Source organism: Sphaerisporangium sp. NPDC049003 (assembly GCF_043197795.1).
Classification (GTDB): Bacteria; Actinomycetota; Actinomycetes; order Streptosporangiales; family Streptosporangiaceae; genus Sphaerisporangium.
In genome coordinates, this window is record NZ_JBICTU010000013.1 from 166,420 (window position 1) to 184,994 (window position 18,575).

General features: G+C 72.0%; 22 protein-coding genes. 9 read left to right on the plus strand and 13 right to left on the minus strand.

The features are described 5' to 3' along the window. Positions 1-50: 50 nt before the first annotated feature. Positions 51-836 carry a sugar phosphate isomerase/epimerase family protein gene (locus tag ACGFIV_RS16495; RefSeq protein ID WP_358561692.1) on the minus strand — a complete coding sequence of 262 codons (786 nt, stop codon included), beginning with the start codon at positions 834-836 and terminating at the stop codon, positions 51-53. A gap of 307 nt (positions 837-1,143) precedes the next feature. On the opposite strand from ACGFIV_RS16495, the gene ACGFIV_RS16500 reads away from it, so the two are divergent. From ACGFIV_RS16500 to ACGFIV_RS16510, 3 genes are all read left to right on the plus strand, one after another. Further along, on the plus strand, positions 1,144-1,680 hold the full coding sequence (locus ACGFIV_RS16500; protein WP_358561689.1) for an NAD(P)H-dependent oxidoreductase: 537 nt from the start codon (positions 1,144-1,146) through the stop codon (positions 1,678-1,680). Between the two features lie 91 nt (positions 1,681-1,771). Next, a complete protein-coding gene (locus ACGFIV_RS16505; RefSeq protein WP_358561686.1) occupies positions 1,772-2,284 on the plus strand; it encodes a VOC family protein in 513 nt (170 codons plus the stop codon). A gap of 272 nt (positions 2,285-2,556) precedes the next feature. After that, complete coding sequence (locus tag ACGFIV_RS16510; RefSeq protein WP_392835640.1) at positions 2,557-3,639, plus strand: methyltransferase domain-containing protein; 1,083 nt, start codon at positions 2,557-2,559, stop codon at positions 3,637-3,639. A 127-nt stretch (positions 3,640-3,766) separates the two neighbouring features. On the opposite strand, the gene ACGFIV_RS16515 is transcribed toward ACGFIV_RS16510, so the two are convergent. After that, a complete protein-coding gene (locus tag ACGFIV_RS16515) occupies positions 3,767-5,149 on the minus strand; it encodes an MFS transporter (protein WP_392835642.1) in 1,383 nt (460 codons plus the stop codon). Positions 5,150-5,284: 135 nt separating this feature from the next. Between ACGFIV_RS16515 and ACGFIV_RS16520 the strand changes: the two genes are divergently transcribed. Then, positions 5,285-6,469: an ROK family protein gene (locus ACGFIV_RS16520; protein WP_392835646.1), complete on the plus strand. Its 1,185-nt coding sequence runs from the start codon at positions 5,285-5,287 to the stop codon at positions 6,467-6,469. A 39-nt stretch (positions 6,470-6,508) separates the two neighbouring features. On the opposite strand, the gene ACGFIV_RS16525 is transcribed toward ACGFIV_RS16520, so the two are convergent. Together ACGFIV_RS16525 and ACGFIV_RS16530 are read right to left on the minus strand one after the other, a co-directional pair. Then, positions 6,509-7,192 carry a sulfotransferase family protein gene (locus ACGFIV_RS16525; RefSeq protein WP_392835648.1) on the minus strand — a complete coding sequence of 228 codons (684 nt, stop codon included), beginning with the start codon at positions 7,190-7,192 and terminating at the stop codon, positions 6,509-6,511. Between the two features lie 157 nt (positions 7,193-7,349). After that, complete coding sequence (locus ACGFIV_RS16530; protein ID WP_392835651.1) at positions 7,350-8,534, minus strand: cytochrome P450; 1,185 nt, start codon at positions 8,532-8,534, stop codon at positions 7,350-7,352. A gap of 112 nt (positions 8,535-8,646) precedes the next feature. Here ACGFIV_RS16530 and ACGFIV_RS16535 point away from each other — a divergent pair, with 112 nt between their 5' ends. Continuing rightward, the gene (locus ACGFIV_RS16535; protein WP_392835654.1) at positions 8,647-9,852 is read left to right on the plus strand and encodes a TetR/AcrR family transcriptional regulator; all 1,206 of its coding nucleotides are present in this window, start codon (positions 8,647-8,649) and stop codon (positions 9,850-9,852) included. Positions 9,853-10,039: 187 nt separating this feature from the next. Next, positions 10,040-10,699 (plus strand): NAD(P)-binding domain-containing protein, encoded by a 660-nt coding sequence (locus ACGFIV_RS16540; protein ID WP_358554212.1) that lies wholly within the window; start codon positions 10,040-10,042, stop codon positions 10,697-10,699. Positions 10,700-10,806: 107 nt separating this feature from the next. Here the strand turns inward: ACGFIV_RS16540 and ACGFIV_RS16545 are convergent, their stop codons facing one another. The 8 genes from ACGFIV_RS16545 to ACGFIV_RS16580 all read right to left on the minus strand — a co-directional run bounded on the left by ACGFIV_RS16545 (position 10,807) and on the right by ACGFIV_RS16580 (position 15,861). Beyond that, positions 10,807-11,121, minus strand: a complete 315-nt coding sequence (locus ACGFIV_RS16545) for an ATP-binding domain-containing protein (protein WP_358554215.1) — start codon at positions 11,119-11,121, stop codon at positions 10,807-10,809. Next, positions 11,118-11,270: a hypothetical protein gene (locus ACGFIV_RS16550; protein WP_358554218.1), complete on the minus strand. Its 153-nt coding sequence runs from the start codon at positions 11,268-11,270 to the stop codon at positions 11,118-11,120. Before ACGFIV_RS16550 ends, ACGFIV_RS16545 begins: the two co-directional genes overlap by 4 nt. Positions 11,271-11,326: 56 nt before the next feature. Beyond that, entirely contained in the window at positions 11,327-11,644 is a 318-nt protein-coding gene (locus tag ACGFIV_RS16555) for a hypothetical protein (protein WP_358554221.1), read from the minus strand. Positions 11,645-11,797: 153 nt separating this feature from the next. Further along, on the minus strand, positions 11,798-12,793 hold the full coding sequence (locus ACGFIV_RS16560) for an NAD-dependent epimerase/dehydratase family protein (protein ID WP_358554223.1): 996 nt from the start codon (positions 12,791-12,793) through the stop codon (positions 11,798-11,800). A gap of 81 nt (positions 12,794-12,874) precedes the next feature. Further along, positions 12,875-13,270, minus strand: a complete 396-nt coding sequence (locus ACGFIV_RS16565; RefSeq protein ID WP_358554226.1) for a GNAT family N-acetyltransferase — start codon at positions 13,268-13,270, stop codon at positions 12,875-12,877. 148 nt (positions 13,271-13,418) lie between these two features. Continuing rightward, a complete protein-coding gene (locus ACGFIV_RS16570; RefSeq protein WP_358554229.1) occupies positions 13,419-14,483 on the minus strand; it encodes a cobalamin-independent methionine synthase II family protein in 1,065 nt (354 codons plus the stop codon). 174 nt (positions 14,484-14,657) lie between these two features. Then, entirely contained in the window at positions 14,658-15,011 is a 354-nt protein-coding gene (locus tag ACGFIV_RS16575) for an STAS domain-containing protein (RefSeq protein WP_358554232.1), read from the minus strand. Positions 15,012-15,234: 223 nt separating this feature from the next. Then, the gene (locus ACGFIV_RS16580) at positions 15,235-15,861 is read right to left on the minus strand and encodes a GNAT family N-acetyltransferase (RefSeq protein ID WP_358554235.1); all 627 of its coding nucleotides are present in this window, start codon (positions 15,859-15,861) and stop codon (positions 15,235-15,237) included. A 221-nt stretch (positions 15,862-16,082) separates the two neighbouring features. Between ACGFIV_RS16580 and ACGFIV_RS16585 the strand changes: the two genes are divergently transcribed. From ACGFIV_RS16585 to ACGFIV_RS16595, 3 genes are all read left to right on the plus strand, one after another. Next, the gene (locus ACGFIV_RS16585; protein WP_358554238.1) at positions 16,083-16,517 is read left to right on the plus strand and encodes a CBS domain-containing protein; all 435 of its coding nucleotides are present in this window, start codon (positions 16,083-16,085) and stop codon (positions 16,515-16,517) included. Positions 16,518-16,538: 21 nt separating this feature from the next. Beyond that, positions 16,539-17,279, plus strand: coding sequence for a DUF4118 domain-containing protein (locus ACGFIV_RS16590; protein ID WP_358554241.1), 741 nt, complete (start codon positions 16,539-16,541; stop codon positions 17,277-17,279). A 167-nt stretch (positions 17,280-17,446) separates the two neighbouring features. Beyond that, positions 17,447-18,052 (plus strand): fasciclin domain-containing protein, encoded by a 606-nt coding sequence (locus ACGFIV_RS16595; RefSeq protein WP_358554244.1) that lies wholly within the window; start codon positions 17,447-17,449, stop codon positions 18,050-18,052. 14 nt (positions 18,053-18,066) lie between these two features. Here ACGFIV_RS16595 and ACGFIV_RS16600 read toward each other — a convergent pair whose 3' ends face one another. Beyond that, positions 18,067-18,513, minus strand: a complete 447-nt coding sequence (locus ACGFIV_RS16600) for an Lrp/AsnC family transcriptional regulator (RefSeq protein ID WP_358554246.1) — start codon at positions 18,511-18,513, stop codon at positions 18,067-18,069. Positions 18,514-18,575: the final 62 nt, after the last annotated feature.

Consider the following 18,575-nt stretch of genomic DNA (forward strand, 5'->3'; position numbering starts at 1 on the left):
CGACCACACCGGGAAAAGGCGGGTCGCCGTGGGGGCGGAGAACAGGTGTGCTAATCGAGCCCGGGCAGGGTGGCCAGCCATGCGCGCCCGGCGCGCAGCGCCTCCTCCAGGGGCGTGGGGGCCGGATGCCACTTGTGCTCCCACTCCAGGCTCACCCACCCACCGTAACCGGCGTCACGCAGGGTGGTGAGCACCGGCCCCAGCGGCAGCATGCCGTCGCCGAGCGGCACCGGCGTGGGGTCCTCCGGCGAAGGCCGGTCCTTCACCTGGACGTGGGCCAGCCACGGCGCCAGCACCGCCGCCGTATCGGCGACCGCCTCCCCGGCCAGACACGGATGGGCGACGTCCCAGATCGCCCGCACCCCCGGGCGGTCCACCACGGACAGCACACGCGCGATGTCACGGCCCCTCGGGTGGGAGTCGTGGGTCTCCAGCCAGATCTCGACGCCGTTGGGCAGCCTCGGCGCCGCGGCGCGTAGCCGCCGTGCCGCCCGCTGGTCGTCGTGCCCGTCACCGAGGCCTCCGGGGAACACGCGGACCGCCCTCGCGCCGAGGTCGCGCGCCAGCTCCGCCTCCGCGAGCAGGGCGGCCACCACCTCGTCGTCCTCGACGCCGAGCTCGGCCACCTTCACGTAGGAGGCGACGCAGATCACCGTCGCGCCCGCCAGCGCGGACCGCGCCGACCTCCTGCCCTCCGGGGAGAGCCCTCGGTGGACGGGTTCGTCCGGTGCGGAACGCAGCTCCAGGCCCGGCCAGCCGGTGCGCGCCGCCATCGCGGCGACCTCGGCCAAAGGCAGTCCTGAGCAGCCCAGCGTGGAAAAGGCCAGTTTCCTCATACCGCGGACGGTACAGAAGCGAGATCCCGGCGTGTGCCGCGTTCGTAACCGGTTTTCGTGGGCAGCGGGCGCTGTGTGGTTGATCGTGAAGCCCGCAGACGCCGGCATCCCGGATCTCGCGCAGGACGGGGTGACCTCTGACGGTGCCGTGGACAGACGCTCCGTGGCCGATCACCACAACGCGGTTGAGCGGTTGTGTCGGACAGCTGGGGGGCTCACGTGCCGGCGGCCGCCGTGAGGCGGCCCGGCCGATGAGGCGCCCCCTCGCTCATAACGTCGCAGGGTCGCGACAGATGCGGGGTCGATCATGAAGGTCGTTGGAATCGCGGGGAGCCTCCTGTCGAAGGCGTACGTCCGCAGGCTGCTGGAGGCCTCGGGGCGGGAGCTGCCCGCGTCGGCGGAGTTGCAGATCTGGGACGGGCTCGACCAGGTGCCGCCCTTCGAGGAAGGCCCGCTGCCGCGCCCCGTCGACGAGCTCTGCCACGCCCTGGCGGACGCGGACGGCATGCTGATCACGGCACCGGGGCACAGCGTCCTGCCGCCCCAGCTGAGCCACGCGCTCGACTGGATGTCCTCCCAGCACGGCGGCACGGTGCTGCTGGGCAAGCCGGTCGTCGTGGTGACGTCGTGCCTGCGCCCGTACGAGTCGATGTGGACGCAGACCCAGCTGCGCCGTGCCCTCGGGGCGGCGGGAGCGGTCGTGTACGGCGCCGACGCCACCGTCTCCCCGGAACTGGGCCAGTTCGACCCCGCCGGAAGGCTCGTCGATCCCGCGTTCCGCGAGCGGCTCCGCGAGGTGCTGTCGCACCTGTCCTCGGCGTCGCTGGCCAAGTCGTCCGCGTGAGCCTGCCGCCCCCCGGGCGCGGGCGTATCCTGCCGGCCCGATCCTCTGGCTAGAATGAAATTCTAGTATTCGATGCCTGAAGGAGCCGAGGATGGACATCGCCCGGGAGCTGGAAGGGTTCGAGGTGACGTTCGACCACACGGCCGTCGCGGCGCCGCGCATCAGGGACCTGCTGCCGATCTACCTCGACCTGCTCGGGGGCGTCCACCTGGGCGGCGGCGACAACGTGGCCAACGGCTACCGGACCCTGCAGCTGGAGTACGGCAACGGGAGCAAGATCGAGCTCATGGAGCCGCTCGCCGGGTCGTCCTTCTTCGACTCCTTCTTCGAGCTCACCCGGGGCCGTGGCGGCGTCCACCACCTGAACTTCCACGTCAGCGACATCGACGCCGCCGTGGCCCGGCTGAGCGAGCGGGGCTACCGCCTGCACGCTCTCAACCTCGTCGACCCGCGCTGGCGCGAGGTCTTCCTGCATCCCAAGGAGGCGCACGGCGTCCTGGTCCAGCTCGCCCAGCGAGGTCCGAGGCCGGACGAGTCCCGGCCGTCGCTCGCGGACGTGCTGGCCGGCCGGGGCAGGCGCGGCACCGGCGTTCCGAGCCCGTGACCCCCGCCGGAGCCGGCTCGTGGAAACCCGCGGATCAGTCGCGGGAATATCGGTTGAGCGCGCGGCCTTCGCCGTCCTAAGATCCTCGACTGTGACGTTCACGTTCTTCTTCCACCTGCGCTAGCCCGCCGTCGGCGAAGCGAGGTTCGACCCGTCGTCGACGAGGCGGGGTGGCGGAGCGCTGCCCCGGGCTGACGTGGGAGAAGAACGATCACTATGCGCGTTCGCGCGTTTTTTCTCACCGCCCCGCGTCCCAGTGTCCTCGCCGTCACGTGACGGCGAGCCTGGTGGCGCGCTGCGTTCACGGGCTGGAGCCGGCGCTCGCCGCCGAGATACTCCAGCTCGGACTCGGCGTGATCACTCATCTGGGGCATCGCGAGGTTCATTTCCGCACGAGCCGATCGGAGCCGCGGGCCGTCGCGCTGCGCACCGCCGACGACGTGTTCCTGCTGGCCGCGCAGGGTGCCGACACCGGCACCGCCAGGGAGAGCGTCGAGGCGCTCGCCCGGCTCGCCGACCTCGCCGAGGCCGGCTCGCTGATGCGGCTGCGCGAGAGTCATGGAGGCCCAGGCGAGGTCACCGGCGTCGAGGTGTCGGCGTCGTTCCTGGGCAGGCGCAACTTCAACCGCTACGACGTCGAGGACGCCGTCGGGCACGCGCTGGCGCGCCGGCTGGGGCTCGGCTACCACTCGCGGCGGGCGGGGACCGCGCCCCCGCCCGGCCACAGCGGCTGGCGGGTGACCCTGGACGGCACGCGGGCCACCCTCATGCTGCGGATCGCCGGCCGGCCCCTGCACCGGCGCGAATACAAACGGTGTTCCGTGCCGGGGACCCTGCATCCTCCGCTGGCCGCCGCCATGGCGCGGATGGCCGGCATCCGTCCCGGTCACACCGTCCTGGACCCCTGCTGCGGGGCCGGAACGCTGCTGATCGAGGCCTGGTCGCAGCAGCCGGGGGCCCGTTTCCACGGCTTCGACCTGGCGTCGGAGGCGTTGCGGGCGGCGGAACGGAACGCGGCCGGGCTGCCCGTCACCATCGAACGGGGCGACGCCGGCCGTCTGCCCGTACCGGACGGCACGGTCGACCGGGTGCTGAGCAATCCCCCGTGGGGCGGCCAGGTCGCCCCCCACGGCCTGCTCGCCGCGTCCTCGTCGCACTGGTGGACGGAACTGCGTCGTGTCCTCGCGCCCGGCGGGACGGCCGTGGTGCTGCTTCCCGGCGTCGGCGACCTCCCCACGGGGATCCGGCAGCGGCTCGTCCCCGTGCACGTCCAGCGCGTGAGGGTCTCCGGCGCGGAGTCGTTCCTCGTGCAGTTGACGGCGGCGGAGGAGGGGATCGCTTCTTCGCGTAGGTGAGGACGATCGTGCCGCTGTTCGGCGTGCGGGCTCCTGTGAGCTCGGAGTACGCCGGTGAGAACCCGGTGGTGAACAGCGGCACGCCCGGCCTGAGGCGGCCGCCGCCGGCCCGAGCCACGGGACGTCCTCACTCGTACTGTCGCGGGTTCATCGCGGCCAGGGCCACGAGGAGCGGGACGGTGACGAGAAAGGCCAGGCGAAGGTCGGCCACCTGGCCGAGGGCGGCCAGGGCGGACGGCGCGAGCAGGATGGCCGTACCCGAGGCGAGCGCGCCCAGGGAGGCCGAGTGCGAGGCCCGCAGGTCCGGGGTCGCGACGAGGTCGGCGAGGGTCACGGGGTAGAGGGGAGCGACGCCGAGGCCCGCGACCGCGAGACCGGCGGCGACCGAGAGGGGTCCGTTCGTGGCGACGACCACCAGCGCCCCGGCGGCGATCGTCACCGCGCACAGGGGGACGACGCGGACGCGCTGGACCAGGCGTGGCGCGGCTATACGGCCAAGGGCCATGCCGATGGCGAACGTGCTTCCCAGCCCGGCGGCCTCGCCGGGCGTCACTCCGGTCTCCTGCAGCCGGGCCACCGCCCACACGGCGAAGCAGAACTCCACCGACACGGCCAGCGTCACACGCGTCCAGCGCCGGGCGACCTCCCGCCGCGACGCCCGTACCCCCCTCACCCCCCGCGCGCCACGCGTATGCGGGACGGAGGCGGGTGGGACCGAGGTGGGCGGTCCGGCGGGGGGCGGCCGGTGGGCGGTGGCCGGATGGGAGGTGGCCGGATGGGAGGTGGCCGGACGGGAGGTGGTGACCCCCGCGGCGACCAGCAGAGGAGGGACGGCGGCGAGGAGGACGAGGCGTCCGGTGGGGCCGAGGGAGTCCAGCGCGCCCAGGGCCAGGGGAGCGAGGACGCCCGCGGTGCTGGCCGCGGCGTTGACCCTGGTCAGCCGGGCCGCGACCCCGGGGCCGTCCAGCAGCGCCGGGGTCACCAGGACCAGTCCGGCGCCGCCCAGCCCGAGCAGCAGCGCGCCCGCGACGGCGAGGGCGGGGGAGGAGGCGAGGGCGAGCAGCGCGGCGCCGGCCGCGAGGACCAGCGCACCGGCCCGCAGCGTGGGCCGGGGGCCGCGCCGCAGGAGCAGGGGTCCCGCGGCCGCGGCGGCCAGCAGGCCGGCGCCGAAGGCGGAGGCGAGCCACGCGATGCTTCCCACGGGGACGCGCAGGTCGCGCGCCAGCATCACCAAGGTGGCACCGAGGCTCGTCACGCAGAACCCAAGGGCGGCCTGGGCGATTCCGACCTGGAGATCGCCGCGCGCGTTCCGCGCCGCCCCGGCCCCGCCCGCCCGCTCCTCGGCGGCTCCCGCCCCTTCCGTGCCTTTCCCGCCGACCGGTGAGCCGGTCGCGGCGTCCTTCGGCTCCCGTGAGCCGGTCCCGGTGTCGGTGGGAGGGCCGGTTACGTCGGTGGGAGGGGGTGAGCCGGCCGTGTTCTTCGATGTGGGGAGGTGGGCGGGTTCACTCATCGCGGTTCACTCTTCCCGTCTCTTCCCGTCTCGGGCCGTCCCAATGGCGAGCAGGACGGCGGTCCACGTCTCTCAGGTCCATTCGGCCCTCCCGGTTATACTCGTTGCACGAGCATAAGACGATGGGTGCTACCGATGGCAAGTGACAGACCCGAACGGGCACGAAACGCGCGGTGGCGCGCGGCGGCGGACGTGCTGGCGCAGGTGCGCAGGGAGCCGGGGATCACCCGAGCGTCGGTCGCCCGGCGGCTGAACCTCAGCACCGGCTCGGCCACCGAGATCACCGCGCGGCTGCGCGACCTGCGCCTGCTCACCGAGACCCCCGCACCGGTGCGAGGACGTGGGCGGCCGACGACGGTCCTCGCGCCTCATCCCTCGGGTCCGCTGGTCCTCGCCGCCGAACTGCGCCAGGAGGACTGGCGCTGCGCCGTGGCGACGCTGGACGGGCGGGTCGAGCACCTCCAGGCCGGCCGCCATGCCAGCCGTGACCCAGGTCCCGTGCTCGCCGAGCTGCGCCAGGTCCTCGACCGTTCGCGGCGGTGGTACGGGGAGCGGGTGCGCGCGGTCTCCCTCGCCGTGGCCGCGACGTTCGTCGACGGCCACCTCGTCCAGGCCTCCAGCCTGGGCTGGGGCCCGGTCGACCTCACCGGGCTGATCGCCGGGTCCGGCCTGCCGCTGCTCGTGGGCAACGACGCGACCCTCGCCGGCGTCGCGGAGGCCCGCACCGGTTCCGCCTCGGGCGCCGCCACCGCCCTGCACCTGCTGGTCGAGGTCGGCATCGGCGGAGCCCTCATCGTCGGCGGGCATCCCGTGACGGGAGCGGGGGGCGCGGGTGGCGAGTACGGGCACATCCCCTTCGGTGACCGGCGGCTGCGCTGCCCCTGCGGCGCCCGCGGCTGCTGGGACCTGGAGGTCGACGGGCGCGCCCTCGCCCGCCACCTCGGCGAGCCTCCTCCGGCCGACCCGCATACGTACATGCGTGACGTGCTCGACCGCGCTCCCCGCGACGCGGCGGCCAGGCGGGCGGTGGCCGCCGTCGCCCGCGCGCTGGCGAGCGGCATCGCCGGGCTGGTCAACGCGCACGCCCCCGACGTCGTCACACTGGGCGGGTTCGCCGGTCCTCTGCGCGCCGCCGCCCCCGCCGAGTTCGGCGAGGCCTACGCCGAGGGCCTGATGACCTTCCGCAGGGCACAGCCCCCGCCGGTCCTCGACGCGGCGCACGGCGACGAGGGCGCGCTGCGCGGCGCGGTCGCCGTCGGGCTCGACCACGTCACCAGCGAGGCCGCCCTGGCCTCCTGGGCGGAGCGGCACCCCCGGTGAACCCGGCCATCGGCCAGTCGTCGTCCTCTACACGCCCGGCTACCGGCTGCGCCTCAGGAGCATCGGGAGCAGCCTCGACCTGGCGTGCTTCTCGAAGTCTCCGGCGTCGTTGACCCTCGGGAAGGGCTCGGCCGGCACCGGTACCTCCAGGAACGCGCACAGCGGCTCCCAGCCCTGGCGGACCTCGAAGACGAGCAGCCGCTCGGGCGGGATGGCCGCCGTGACCTCTTCGATGTGCGCCTGGAAGGTCTTCATCGCGTGCTCGGGGTCGCCCATGCGCCCGCCGAACACCCGCCTGTCGACGGTCAGCCGGCTCATCTCGCCGAACGCCGCGAAGTCGGTGCCCAGCAGGGAGGACACCCGTAGCATCGTCTTCCCCACCAGCGTGCCGCTCCGGCCGCGCTGCTTGAGGATGGTGGCGTTCATGCTGTCCAGCCAGCGCCGGGGATCTCGTACCGTGAGGACGACCTTGGCCTCGGGGTAGTGCTCGGCGAGCTCACGCCAGTAGGCGGCGGCGGGCCAGTCGACGCATGAGCCGTAGCCGCCCATGAGCGCGTCCCAGTCGGCCCGCTGTCCCTGGGCGATGGCCAGCCAGCGGTGGATCTGGCCGGGGTTGGTGAAGACCTCCGTCATGTGGTGGCACGGCCCGAAGCCCAGCCGCTCCAGGGCGGTCTTGAGGGACAGCGTTCCGGTACGGCCGAACCCCGCGCCGATGACCCGCATATTTCCCACCATTCCGATCGGGAACTGCCACAACTGGCAACGTGACCATGTTCCATCGACGGGGGAGGGCAGGCAAGCGGATGTGTCACGGCACGGGTTCGAGGACCGGTGACCGGCCGGGTGGACGAGCCTCGTCGGAGGTCCTGGGGCCTGGCCGTCAGAGGGTCACCGGCAGCGCGGTCAGCCGCCAGGTGCCCGGGTCGGGGGCGCGCAGCTCGTCCGGGGAGGCGGCGAGCGCCAAGCCGGGAAAGCGGCGCAGCAGCCCCGTGAGCGCGACCTCGGTCTGCACGCGGGCGAAAGACGCCCCCAGGCAGAAGTGCGGGCCGTGAGCGAAGCCCAGGTGGCCAGCCCCGCCGCGCCGTCCGACGTCGAACCGGTCGGGGTCGGCGAACGCGCGCGGGTCGCGGTTGGCGGCGGCGACCGCGACGGTGACGGCCTCTCCCTTGCGCACCGGCACGCCGTGGAGCTCGATGTCCTCCCGCGCGTAACGGGGGATCGAAAGCAGCGTCGGACCGCACCAGCGCATCAGCTCCTCGACGGCGAGCGGCATGAGCCCGGGATCCTCGCGCAGCACGGCGAGCTGCCCGGGGTGGGAGAGCAGGGCAAGCACGGCGTTGGCGATGAGGTTCGTGGGCGTCTGCCCCGCGAGGACGAGTTGCCAGACCAGCGTGACCATCTCGGTGTCGTCGAGCCGGTCGCCGTCCTCGGCCTGCGCGCGGATGAGGTCGGAGACCAGGTCGTCGCGGAGCTCACCGCGCCGGCGCGCCACCGCGGCCTTGGCGCCTTCCATGATCCCCGGCACGGCCTCGGCGAACCCCTTCCCCGAACCCGCCGCCACGGTGGCGCCGTACGCGCGCCACCGCGGGCGGTCGGGCTCGGGGATGCCGACCAGCTCGCAGATGACGTCCATCGGCAACGGCCGCGTCAGGTGGGTGAACAGGTCGACAGAGCCGTCCTCGACATGGCCCGGCAGGTCGTCGAGCAGCCTCTCGACGATCGGCTCCATCCCCGGCCGGAAGTCCGCGGCGCGGCGCGCGGTGAACGCGGGGGCCACCAGCCTGCGCAGCCGCGCGTGCTCCGGCGGGCTCATCTCGGTCATGGTCCGCATGTACGGCAGGCAGTCTTCGGGCACGTCAGGCCGCATGAAGCTGTTGGCGTTGAGCTCGAATCGCGGGTCGCCCAGCATCGCCCTGCCGTCCTCGTGCCGGGTGAGGGCCCACATCGGGAGACCGGGGATCAGCAACCGCGCCAGCGGGGACCGCTCCCGGGCGCGTCCGTAGACGGTGAAGGGGTCGCGCATGACCTCGGGGTCGGTGAGGTCGATCTCGGGGACGCCGCTCATGGTTCCTCCCATAATTGAAATGGCATGAACATATGATCTCATCATCTGAATGGTGACGGTATCTTGGATCGGCGCGCGTGGCAATCGCGGGCGACGGGAGACGGGGAGGACGATGGGCCGGCTCACCAGGGCGGAGATGCGCGAGTTCAACCGTGCCAAGGTGCTGGCCGCCGCCAGGGACGAGTTCACCGAGAGGGGCTTCCGCGACGCCAAGATCGACGGCATCGCCGAGCGCGCCGGGCTCACCCGAGGCGCGGTGTACTCCAACTTCCCCGGAAAACGGGCCCTCTACTTCGCCGTCCTGGCCGACCTCGCCGAACGCGCGCCCGAGGAGCCGTACCCCGGGCACGACCTCGCCGGGCGCGCGCCCGAACCGCCTCACGGGCACGACGTCGCCGGGAGCACGCCAGAGGCGTCCGACCCCGGGTACGGCCCTGGCGGGCGCATCCCCGAGGCGTCTCGCGCCGAGGGCGGCCGCTCCGCCCGCGAGGCGCTCGGCGCGTTCGCTCGCGTCTGGGTCGCGCGCCTTCCCCTCGCCACCGACGCGCAGAACGGCCCGGCCAGGCTCGGCATGGACCTGATGCCCGAGGTCCTCGCCGATGAGCAGACCCGGCTGCCGTTCGCGCAGCTCATGAAGCTGGACGCGATCCTGCTCGGGCTGGCCCTGGAGCGCCTGAGCCCATCCGGCGCGCCCGCGGCCCGCCGGATGCACGTCGCGGAGGCCGTGCTCACGACCCTGCACGGCGCGAGCCAGATGGCCGCCGCCGCGCCCGGCTTCATCGAGCCTTTCAACGTCGTCAGCGTCTGCGAACAGCTGGCGGGCCTTGAGTTCGACGACGTGTGGGCGCCCCCGCACCTGCCCTGGGTGCCGAAGGCACGGCCCGTGGACGAGGCGTGGTCGCCGCCACAGATGATGGACGCGGTGAGCGGCGAGCCCGCGCCGCTGGCGGCCGACGGCGTCGTGGCGATCCTCGGGCTGCACCGGCTCGAAGCCGCCGAGGAGGCGGTGCGCGCCGCGCCGCCCGGAGCCGAGGTCACCGCCGTCCTGGTCACCGGCGACCCCGACGAGTTCGCGCCGCTGGCCCGGCTGGTCATCGCCGACCTGCGCACCTGCCTGCGCGCGGCCTTCCCGCCGTCGGCCTGGCCGCGCCTGCGGGTGGTGTACGACGAGTCCGGTGAGCTCGCCGCGAGGGCGGGCGTTCCGGCGGTGAGCGACGGGACCGAGGCCGCGATCCGCGTCGAAGGGAGCCGCGTCGTCGCCCGGGCCGACGGGCACGGCGCGTGCCACGCGGCCGCGACCGCCGGCCGGGCCAAGTAGTTGATCTACAAAGTAAAGGCCGTCGACCTATAAAAAACCCTAATTACCTACCGGAAAACTTCCGCGACCGCCGGAATCCGTCTACAGTGGCAAGGCACCTGTGTCGAACAGATCACCGAACCATGCGGCACCGCGCCGCGTTCCCTCCCCGTCCTGAAGGACGGGGTCTCCACGCTGGAGGTATCTGATGAAGATCGGCATCATTGGGGCCGGCAACATCGGCGGCAACCTCACCCGCCGTCTCACCGCTCTGGGCCATGAGGTCGCCGTCGCCAATTCGCGCGGCCCCGAGACCCTCACCGAGCTCGCCGAGGAGACCGGCGCCACCCCCGTCGCCGTCGAGGAGACCACGCGCGGCACGGAGGTCGTCATCGTCGCCATCCCCGTGAAGAGCGTTCCCCACCTGCCCGCCGGCCTCTTCGACGGGGTGCCGCGGAGCGTCGCGGTCATCGATACGGGCAACTACTACCCGAAGCAGCGGGACGGCCTGATCGCCTCCATCGAGGACGGCCTGACCGAGAGCCGCTGGACCGAGCAGCACCTCGGCCACCCCGTGATCAAGGCGTTCAACGGCACCTACGCCCAGCACATCCTCGACCTGCCGCGACCCAAGGGGACCCCCGGCCGCGTCGCATTGCCGATCGCCGGTGACGACCAGGCGGCCAAGCAGGTCGTCCGCGACCTCATCGACGAACTCGGCTTCGACACCGTCGACGCCGGAGGCATCGACGAATCCTGGCGCCAGCAGCCCGGCACGCCCGTGTACGGCCAGTCGGTGGAGGCCGACGCCATCCGCGACCTCCTCGCCAAGGCGACCCCCGAACGCACCGACGACTTCCGCGCCTGACCCGGGCCGGGAGCCATTGTCGATGCCGCGCGCAGGAGGAGGGCGGGTTCACGGCGGTTGGGTCTGCCAGGGCCCTCAGGGTGCTTCGGACCGCTCGGCCGGCGTGGTCAACGACAGGGGCTCCCGGTGTCGCGCACGGTATGGGTGATTTCGGCGGGCGCCGGTCCTGGATGCAGGATTCCGAGCCGCTGTGTGGCCCGGGTCATCGCCACGTACAGGTCGTTGTGTCCCCGGGGTGAGGCGGTCAGGATCGCGGCCGGATCGGCGATCAGCACCGAGTCGAATTCGAGGCCTTTGGCCTGCTTGACCCCCAGGACCACGACCCGGGCCGTCAGATCGGGGTGGGGGCCGAAGGCGGCGTCGGGGAGCGTCGCCTGGATCGCGGCGGCCAGTTCGGCGGCCCGTTCATCGGGGACGATCACCGCTCGCCGTCGCCGGACCGCGCGCCGGAGGCGATGTCCAGAACCCCTTGGGCATACGCGATGCGCTGGGCACGTTCTCGCGCCGCCCGTGCCCGAACGGCCCGATCGTCGACGCCGAGCAGTTCGGCGGCCTCGTCCAGCAGGGGCACGTCGGCCGTACTCCAGCCGCCGGGGGCCCGGATCAGCGATGCGCGCTCGGACTCGCTCAGCTGGGGCGCATCGCGTTGACGAAGAACGGCCGCGCCTGATTGTGCGGCAAGCCGGAGGCGCGGGCTTGTGCCGCGGCTCGCGCGCAGGCGTCGGGGTCCACGTGCAGGATGTCGGTACCGAACGCGAAGGAAACGCCGACGCCAGGCGGTGCCTGTCGCTCGCGTACGGCGGCGGCCAGCACCTCGGCCATCACCGCGCGGCCCACCAGCACGCCGTGGTGGTCGGATCGGATGATCGCGTCCTGTTCGGCCTGCAAGGTCGCCACGATTTCGCGCATCAGGCCGGTCCGTTCGGCATTCAGCGCCGCGAGCAACACGGCCTCCCCGGCCAGAGCCTCCGTAGCGGGTGATCTGCCGCCGTCGGCCGCAGGACTTGGCCATGACATCTTCTGAGCCTCGCCCCCTGCTCCCGTCACCGGCCCGCCGGTCGAGGGCCGTGGTGAGTCATCGGCCGCACCCCTGGTATGTCAGGTGAGCATGTCCAGGATGCGCCGCTCCTTGGCCGGGTCGATGCCGTGCCGAGGCCTGTCGGGCCGTGGCACGGGGTCTCCTTCGGTCTGGAGCCAGGCCCAGGTGTCGGCGACCGTCTCCTGGACCGGGCGGCAGGTGAGTCCTGCGTCGTGTGCGGCCGTTACGTCGGAGTCGTGCATGCCGCCGTACTCGGCGTCCTGGGGCAGCCAGATCGGCATCTCGGTCCACGGGGCGACGCCGGCCTCGTCGAGCACCTCGGGGGAGGCCCAGACCAGCTCCGCGTCCGACCCGGTCACCTTCACCGCCGTTTCGAGCAGTTCGCCCATGGTGGTGAACCCGGGGCGGCTCACGGTGTTGAACGCGCCGGCGACACCACGCTCGGCGGTGCCGAGCATCCATTTCGCCAGGTCCCGGGCATCGATGTACTGGAGCGGGCGGGAGGGGCCGCCGGGTGCCAGGACCCGTCCGCCGCGCGCGATGCGGCGAAGCCACCAGGGCAGCCGTCCGATGTTCTCGTACGGCCCGAGTATCAGCCCGGCGCGGGCGAGCAGGGCCCGGTCGCCGAAGGCGCGCAGGACGGCGAGTTCGCCGCCGCGTTTCATGGCGGCGTAGTCCTCGCCGTCGGCGGAGTCGGGGTCGCCCTCGACCAGCGGGGCGTGCTCGTCGACGCCAAGGGGGAACGGCCAGCGGTAGACCGATCGGCTGGACACGTACCCGTAGTGACCGGTGCGGCCGGTGAGCAGCTCGCAGGAGTCGCGGACCACGCGTGGTGCGCCGCTCCAGGCGTCGATGACCGCGTCCCAATGCCGGTCTCCGAGCGCGCGGCGCAGCGCGCCGGGGTCGGTGCGGTCCACGGTGATCGGGTCCACCCCCGTGGCCGGGGGTCGGCTCATTCCTCTGTTCAGCGTGGTGACGTCATGGCCGCTCGCCAGTGCCGTTTCGACGACGGCCCGTCCCACGAAATGCGTGCCACCGAGTACAAGAAGCCTCATACGGGCCATCCTGGGCTTCCTCGTGACCGGCGGCACCTCGAATTCACCACGGGCGTAGTCCGGGGGAGCGGTCACCAGCGGTTACAGCGCGATGAGCCCGGCGTTGGCGGGTTCGAATCCGCAGGCGTCGAAGTAGAAGCCGCGCAGGTGGTCCTCGAAGTCCACGTGCAGCCACTCACATCCGGCGGCGCGTGCCTCCTGGGTGGCGATGGCGACCAGTCGCGTCGCGACGCCGTGGCGTCGATGGCGCGCGGTGACCAGGGTGTCGAGGAGGAAGGCGTGGACGCCGCCGTCCCAGGCGACGTTGACGAAACCGGCGAGCCCGCCGTCCTGCCGGGCACAGACCCATCCCAGGCTGTGCCGGTTCACCTGCGTCCACCAGTCGTCGGCCGGCGGGGCGTGCTGGAAACCCTCCGCGTGCAGGGTGTTGACCTCGGTGTTGCCGAAGGCGCCGCGCCATTGGTACGTGATCGTCATACAGGCGATTGTGGGCGGGCCCGGCCATGCCGGCGACAGGTTTTCGGCCGGTGACGAGCACCGCCTCGAAGGAGTACCACGTCGACCAGGCGGTCACGGGCACCCGCGACTCCGCGGGTGCCCGTCGGCCTATCGGTCGGGGGGTGTGTCAGGCCCCGAGGGACTCCGCGGCCAGCGCGGTGCCCTCCAGGCGGGCGGTGATCTTGGCGAACGCGATCTCACGGGAGGTGGAGGTGTCGTCGGCGAACGGGGAGAACCCGCAGTCGTCGCAGCTGCCGAGCTGCTCGGCCGGGATGTACCGGGCGGCCAGGAGCAGCAGGTCACGGACCTGCTCGGGCGTCTCGACCCGTGGGTCGATCGGGTCGGTCACGCCGACGAAGACCTTCGCCCCGGAGGGGAGGTTGTCGCGGATGACGCCCAGCACTCGCTCGGGGTCGGGCTCGCTGGCCAGCTGGATGTAGAAGTTGCCGGCCCGCAGGCCGAACAGTTTCGGCAGCAGGCCCGCGTAGTCGACGTCCAGGCTGTGGGTGGAGTCCTGGTCCCCGCCGGGGCAGGTGTGCACGCCGATGCGGGACCGTTCGGTTTCGCTGAATCGTTCCAGCACCTGGTTGTTGAGGGTGACGAAGTCGTCGAGCAGGCCGCCGCTCGGGTCGAGCTTGAGCGACAGCCTGCCCTCGGTGAAGTCGAGTTGCACCACATGGGCGCCGGCGTCCAGGCAGCCGCGGATGTCCGCCTCGGCCTCGGCGGTCAGGTCGTCAAGGAAGGTCTTGCGCGGGTAGTCGTCGATGCCGTCGGCGGGGTAGAGCAGGCTCAGCGCCGAGGGGGCGATGACCGCCTGTTTCACCGGCAGGGCGGTGTGGCGCTGTGCCTCCCGCAGGTAGGTGTCGGCGTGCACCTGGTAGCGGAACGGCCCGGAGGTCAGGCGCGGCAGCTGCCGGGTGTGGCCGTCGGCGAAGGGTATGACGGCGCCGTCGGGGCTGAGGCCGTCCAGCCCGGTGATCGGGTAGGTGGCGAAGCTCGGCTTGGACTGCTCGCCGTCGACGACGACCGGGCAGCCGAGCCGCTCCAGTCGTGCGATGGTGTCGGCGACGGCCTCGGCCTGCAGCGCGGCCAGCTCGGCGTCGCCGATCCGGCCTTCGGAGTGGCCGGAGAGTGCGGCCAGCAGAGCGGGGGGTCGAGGGAGACTTCCGATAGGTTCGGTAGGAATGCCCATGGGGGAGAGCCTAGATAACAATCTGTGGCTAAGCAATCACTGATCTCATCTCGTGACGCTCGGCGCGGCGGGTGCGAACCGATGCCGGTGGGCGTGGTTCCCCGGTGGTTCCCCCGCTGGGAGGGGCCGTTCGCGCAGGAGATGGTGGGGCCGCGCTCGCGGGCTCTGTGGGGGTCATCCAGGGTGGTGGAGGGCGTCGCTCAGGGAGGGGAACACCTCGAACAGCGACGTCAGGCCGGTGATGGCCAGCCGCCGTCTCACGTTCGGTGGCGGGCCGGCGAGCAGGAGCCGGATGCCCGATGCCTGGCAGCGCTTGCGGGCGTGGAGGAGCTCGCCCAGTCCTGCGGAGTCGCACAGTCCGATCTCCGAGAGGTCGATGATCATTCTGGTGGCCTCCGGGGTGCGCGCGGCGGTCTCGACCTGGTCCCGCAAGGCGGGGGTGGAGCTGAAGTCCAGGTTGCCGATGGCGCGGATGACGAGCGCCCCGGTGCCGGGGAGGGCGAAGAAGGAGTCGTGCTCGGCGTCCATGGCGATGATCGGCCCTTCTGCGGGAGCGCACTTCCCGGATGGACCCCTGTCCAGGCGGAAACCTTCGCCTTCCCTAACCGCACGCGCCGGTTTGTAACCCGCCCGCGTACCTCTTTGCCCAAAGGTGGCCTCTGTCTGCCTCTGCCTCTGCCTCTGCCTCTGCCTCTGCCTCTGCCTCTGCCTCTGCCTGGGCCGCTCGCCGGGAGCGGCCCGGTGGGGTGGCTCAGCGGGTGGGCTGGGTGGGGTGGGGGGCGTCGGGGACCATGCCGATCATGGTGTTGGTGATGGCCCACCGTTCGTGGTCTCGCCAGGCGCCGTCGATGAACAGCATTTCGGGGGCGTAGCCCTCGCAGCGGAAGCCGTGGCGCCGGACCAGCTTCAGGGAGGCGTGGTTGTCGGGCTGGATCTGGGCCTCCAGCCGGTGGAGTCGTAGCTCCTCGAACGCGTAGCGCAGCACCAGGGCGAGGCCTTCGGACATGTACCCCTGGCCGGCCGTGGGAGCGAAGGCCGCGTAGGCGAGCGAGCCGTTCTGGAAGCGCCCGCGGATGATGCTGTTGATGTTGACGTTGCCCGCGATGGCGCCGGTGTCGCGCACGCAGACCAGCAGGCTCTCGGCCGACAGCGGGTCGTCGAATCGTCCGAGGTAGGTCTGGAACTCCTGCGGTGTGGTGGGAAGGGACATCCACGGATGGTGCAGGCCGACGCTGGCGCGGGCCAGGGCGACGAACTCGTCTTGGTCGTCGTGGGTGAGCCTGCGCAGGGTCACCCGGGAGGGGCCTTCCCGCCCGTCGCCGGGGAACGTCCCGGTCGCCGCCTGTCCGGTTCCTACGACCCCGTCGTCATCGATCACGGACGGAACCGTATCGCGGCGCGTCGCCCGGCCGGCCGGTACGCGGGGCCCGCCTGCCGGGAAGGCGGTCTCCGGCGCGCCGCCCACGGGTCCACGAGACACCACTTTCACAACCTACCCGGCGGCGACGCCGCCGAGAGCATCTCCACCCCTGGACGTGCGTAATCGGACATATCGGGTAGAAACCACATAAGGTATCCACTAGATCTTCGGGGGTCATCATGACCGTAGAGCACACCGGCAGGACGGCTCAGGACGTGATGCACGAAGGGGCCCTGTGCATCAGCGAACGCGACAGCCTGCGCATGGCCGCGCAGATGATGCGTGATCTGCAGGTCGGCTCGCTGCCGATCTGCGGAGACGACGACAGGCTGAAGGGCGTCATCACCGACCGGGACATCGTGGTCAAGTGCTGCGCTTCGGGCGGGAACGTCGACGAGACCACCGCCGGGGAACTGGCGAGCGGCCTGGTGTGGATCGACGCCGATGCCAGCCTGGAGGACGCGCTGGCCACGATGGAGCAGCACCAGATCAAGCGCCTGCCCGTGATCCGCGATCACCGGCTCGTCGGCATGATCACCGAGGCCGACCTGGCCAGGAACCTGCCCGACGGCGAGCTCGCGGAGTTCGTCCATCGCGTCTACGCGGGCGTCTGAGCGAGGGGCGGCACGCCCGCTGTGCTTCGCTACCTGAGCAGGGACCGCCTCGCGATCGTGGCGGCCCTGCTGGCCCCGCCGGCCGTCTCGGCGGTGCTTCTACCGTTTCGTACGGGCCTGTCGAACACGAACGTGGCCCTCGCGCTGGTCGTCGTCGTGGTCGCGGTGGCCGCCACCGGCAACCGCCTGGCGGGGGCGCTCGCGGCGGTGTCGGCCGCCGTGTGGTTCGACTTCTTCTTCACCTCGCCCTACCAGCGGTTCACCGTCGCCCGGGCTTCGGACATCCAGACCGCGGTCCTGCTGCTCATCGTGGGGCTGGTCGTCTCGCAGCTGGCCGCCCGGGCGCGGCGCCTGCGGGTGGTCGCCGTCACCGACGCCGCCTACCTGGCCCAGATCCACGACACCGCCGAGCTGGCCCAGTCGGCGAGGTCGCCCGACACGGTGGTCGACCACGTCAGGGGCCAGCTCACCGGCCTGCTGCACCTGCGCGGCTGCCGCTTCCAGTACGGGACCCTGATCGGCCATCCACCCCGTCTCGAACAGGACGGCACCGTGGTCTGGGGACACCGGCGCTGGGACGTCGACCGCCTGGGCCTTCCGGACGAGGAGGTCGAGCTGCGCACACTGGGAAACGGTCACTTCTACGGCCGGTTCCTGCTCGATCCCACGCCCGGGGCCGTGCCGCCGCTGCAGGCACGGCTCGTGGCGGTCACCCTCGCCGACCAGGTGGGGGCCGCGCTCGACACCGCCGCCAACGGCTAGGGCGCTCGTCACCGGCCCATCCAGGTCGTCTCCTGATAAATGCGGCATGGGGCACGTTTTATCGCATGTCGCCCCGGGCGTTGGGTGGTGATGGGACCCGCCCGGTGACAATTGAGGGAGTCACCGCCTGCGGGGGCCGTGCCAAAACTGCAAAAGGGGACAGGCACATGAACACTCGTCTTCTCGCCCTTCCGGTCGTGGCGGCGCTGTCGCTCACGACCGCCCACGGCACATCGGCCGGAGCGGCCACGGACGCCGCCCTGACGCGGGGCGCCGTCCAGGCGCCGGCGCGACCGCCGTCCGCACCGGTCGGGCCAGGGTGCTCTTCCCTGCCGCAGTCGGGCCCCGGGAGCGTCGCCGACCTGGCGCGGCTCCGGGTGGTCACCGCCGCCTCGCACAGCCCGGACCTTTCGACCTTCTACTCGGCCGTCAACAAGGCGGGCCTGGTGAACAAGCTGAACACCACCAAGGACATCACCGTGTTCGCGCCCACCAACGACGCCTTCAACAAGCTCGGGAAGCGGAAGCTGGACAAGCTGCTCGCGGACAAGAACGCGCTGACCAAGGTTCTCACCTACCACGTCGTGCAGGGCGGGAAGACGCCCGCCGACCTCAAGAAGGGCGGCTTCGCCACCCTGGAAGGCGGCAAGATCACCACTCGTGGCTCCGGTGACAAGATCAAGGTCAACGACGCCCACATCGTCTGCGGCGACCTGCGGACCCGCAACGCCACCGTCTACGTCATCGACGGGGTCCTGACGCCCAAGAAGTGAGGGTCGGCCCGGGTCTAGGGGCTCTGGGGGCCCCGGTAGGGCAGGGTCTGGCTGTACACGATGCTGGTGGTCGTGCTGCCGAACCGGGCCAGCTCGTTGATGAGCTGTTCGAGGTGGGCCATGGAGGTCGCGGCGACCTTCAGCGTGTAGCAGTCGTCGCCGGTGGTCCGCAGGCACTCAAGGATCTCGAAGCGCTCGGCGAGCAGCCGGTGCAGGGGCTCGTGGCGGCTGCCCGGGTACTTCAGGCGCACCACGGCCAGCACGGCGAGACCCACCTTCACCAGGTCGACACTGGCGTGGTAACCGGTGATGACGCCCGCCGTCTCCAGCCGCCTGACCCGCTCGGTCGCCGCGGAGGCGCTGAGGTTGACCCGCCGGCCGAGCTCGGTGAGCGGGATGCGGCCGTCCCGCTGCACCTCGGCCAGGATCGACCAGTCGGTCGCGTCAAGACTCTCGGTCATTGGGCAAAGATACCGGCAGATCCACGGCCCATCGGCCCGTACGCCGGGAGGAATCCCTTCCA

Bases quoted from the DNA above. Each gene is read 5' to 3' on its own strand.
- ACGFIV_RS16500 (WP_358561689.1), top strand. From the start codon at position 1,144: ATGAAGGTCGTTGGAATCGCGGGGAGCCTCCTGTCGAAGGCGTACGTC.
- ACGFIV_RS16505 (WP_358561686.1), top strand. From the start codon at position 1,772: ATGGACATCGCCCGGGAGCTGGAAGGGTTCGAGGTGACGTTCGACCAC.
- ACGFIV_RS16575 (WP_358554232.1), bottom strand. From the start codon at position 15,011: ATGGACGCCGAGCACGACTCCTTCTTCGCCCTCCCCGGCACCGGGGCG.
- ACGFIV_RS16565 (WP_358554226.1), bottom strand. From the start codon at position 13,270: ATGACGATCACGTACCAATGGCGCGGCGCCTTCGGCAACACCGAGGTC.
- ACGFIV_RS16520 (WP_392835646.1), top strand. From the start codon at position 5,285: ATGGCAAGTGACAGACCCGAACGGGCACGAAACGCGCGGTGGCGCGCG.
- ACGFIV_RS16540 (WP_358554212.1), top strand. From the start codon at position 10,040: ATGAAGATCGGCATCATTGGGGCCGGCAACATCGGCGGCAACCTCACC.
- ACGFIV_RS16515 (WP_392835642.1), bottom strand. From the start codon at position 5,149: ATGAGTGAACCCGCCCACCTCCCCACATCGAAGAACACGGCCGGCTCA.
- ACGFIV_RS16585 (WP_358554238.1), top strand. From the start codon at position 16,083: ATGACCGTAGAGCACACCGGCAGGACGGCTCAGGACGTGATGCACGAA.
- ACGFIV_RS16530 (WP_392835651.1), bottom strand. From the start codon at position 8,534: ATGAGCGGCGTCCCCGAGATCGACCTCACCGACCCCGAGGTCATGCGC.
- ACGFIV_RS16495 (WP_358561692.1), bottom strand. From the start codon at position 836: ATGAGGAAACTGGCCTTTTCCACGCTGGGCTGCTCAGGACTGCCTTTG.
- ACGFIV_RS16560 (WP_358554223.1), bottom strand. From the start codon at position 12,793: ATGAGGCTTCTTGTACTCGGTGGCACGCATTTCGTGGGACGGGCCGTC.
- ACGFIV_RS16535 (WP_392835654.1), top strand. From the start codon at position 8,647: ATGGGCCGGCTCACCAGGGCGGAGATGCGCGAGTTCAACCGTGCCAAG.
- ACGFIV_RS16595 (WP_358554244.1), top strand. From the start codon at position 17,447: ATGAACACTCGTCTTCTCGCCCTTCCGGTCGTGGCGGCGCTGTCGCTC.
- ACGFIV_RS16525 (WP_392835648.1), bottom strand. From the start codon at position 7,192: ATGCGGGTCATCGGCGCGGGGTTCGGCCGTACCGGAACGCTGTCCCTC.
- ACGFIV_RS16570 (WP_358554229.1), bottom strand. From the start codon at position 14,483: ATGGGCATTCCTACCGAACCTATCGGAAGTCTCCCTCGACCCCCCGCT.
- ACGFIV_RS16600 (WP_358554246.1), bottom strand. From the start codon at position 18,513: ATGACCGAGAGTCTTGACGCGACCGACTGGTCGATCCTGGCCGAGGTG.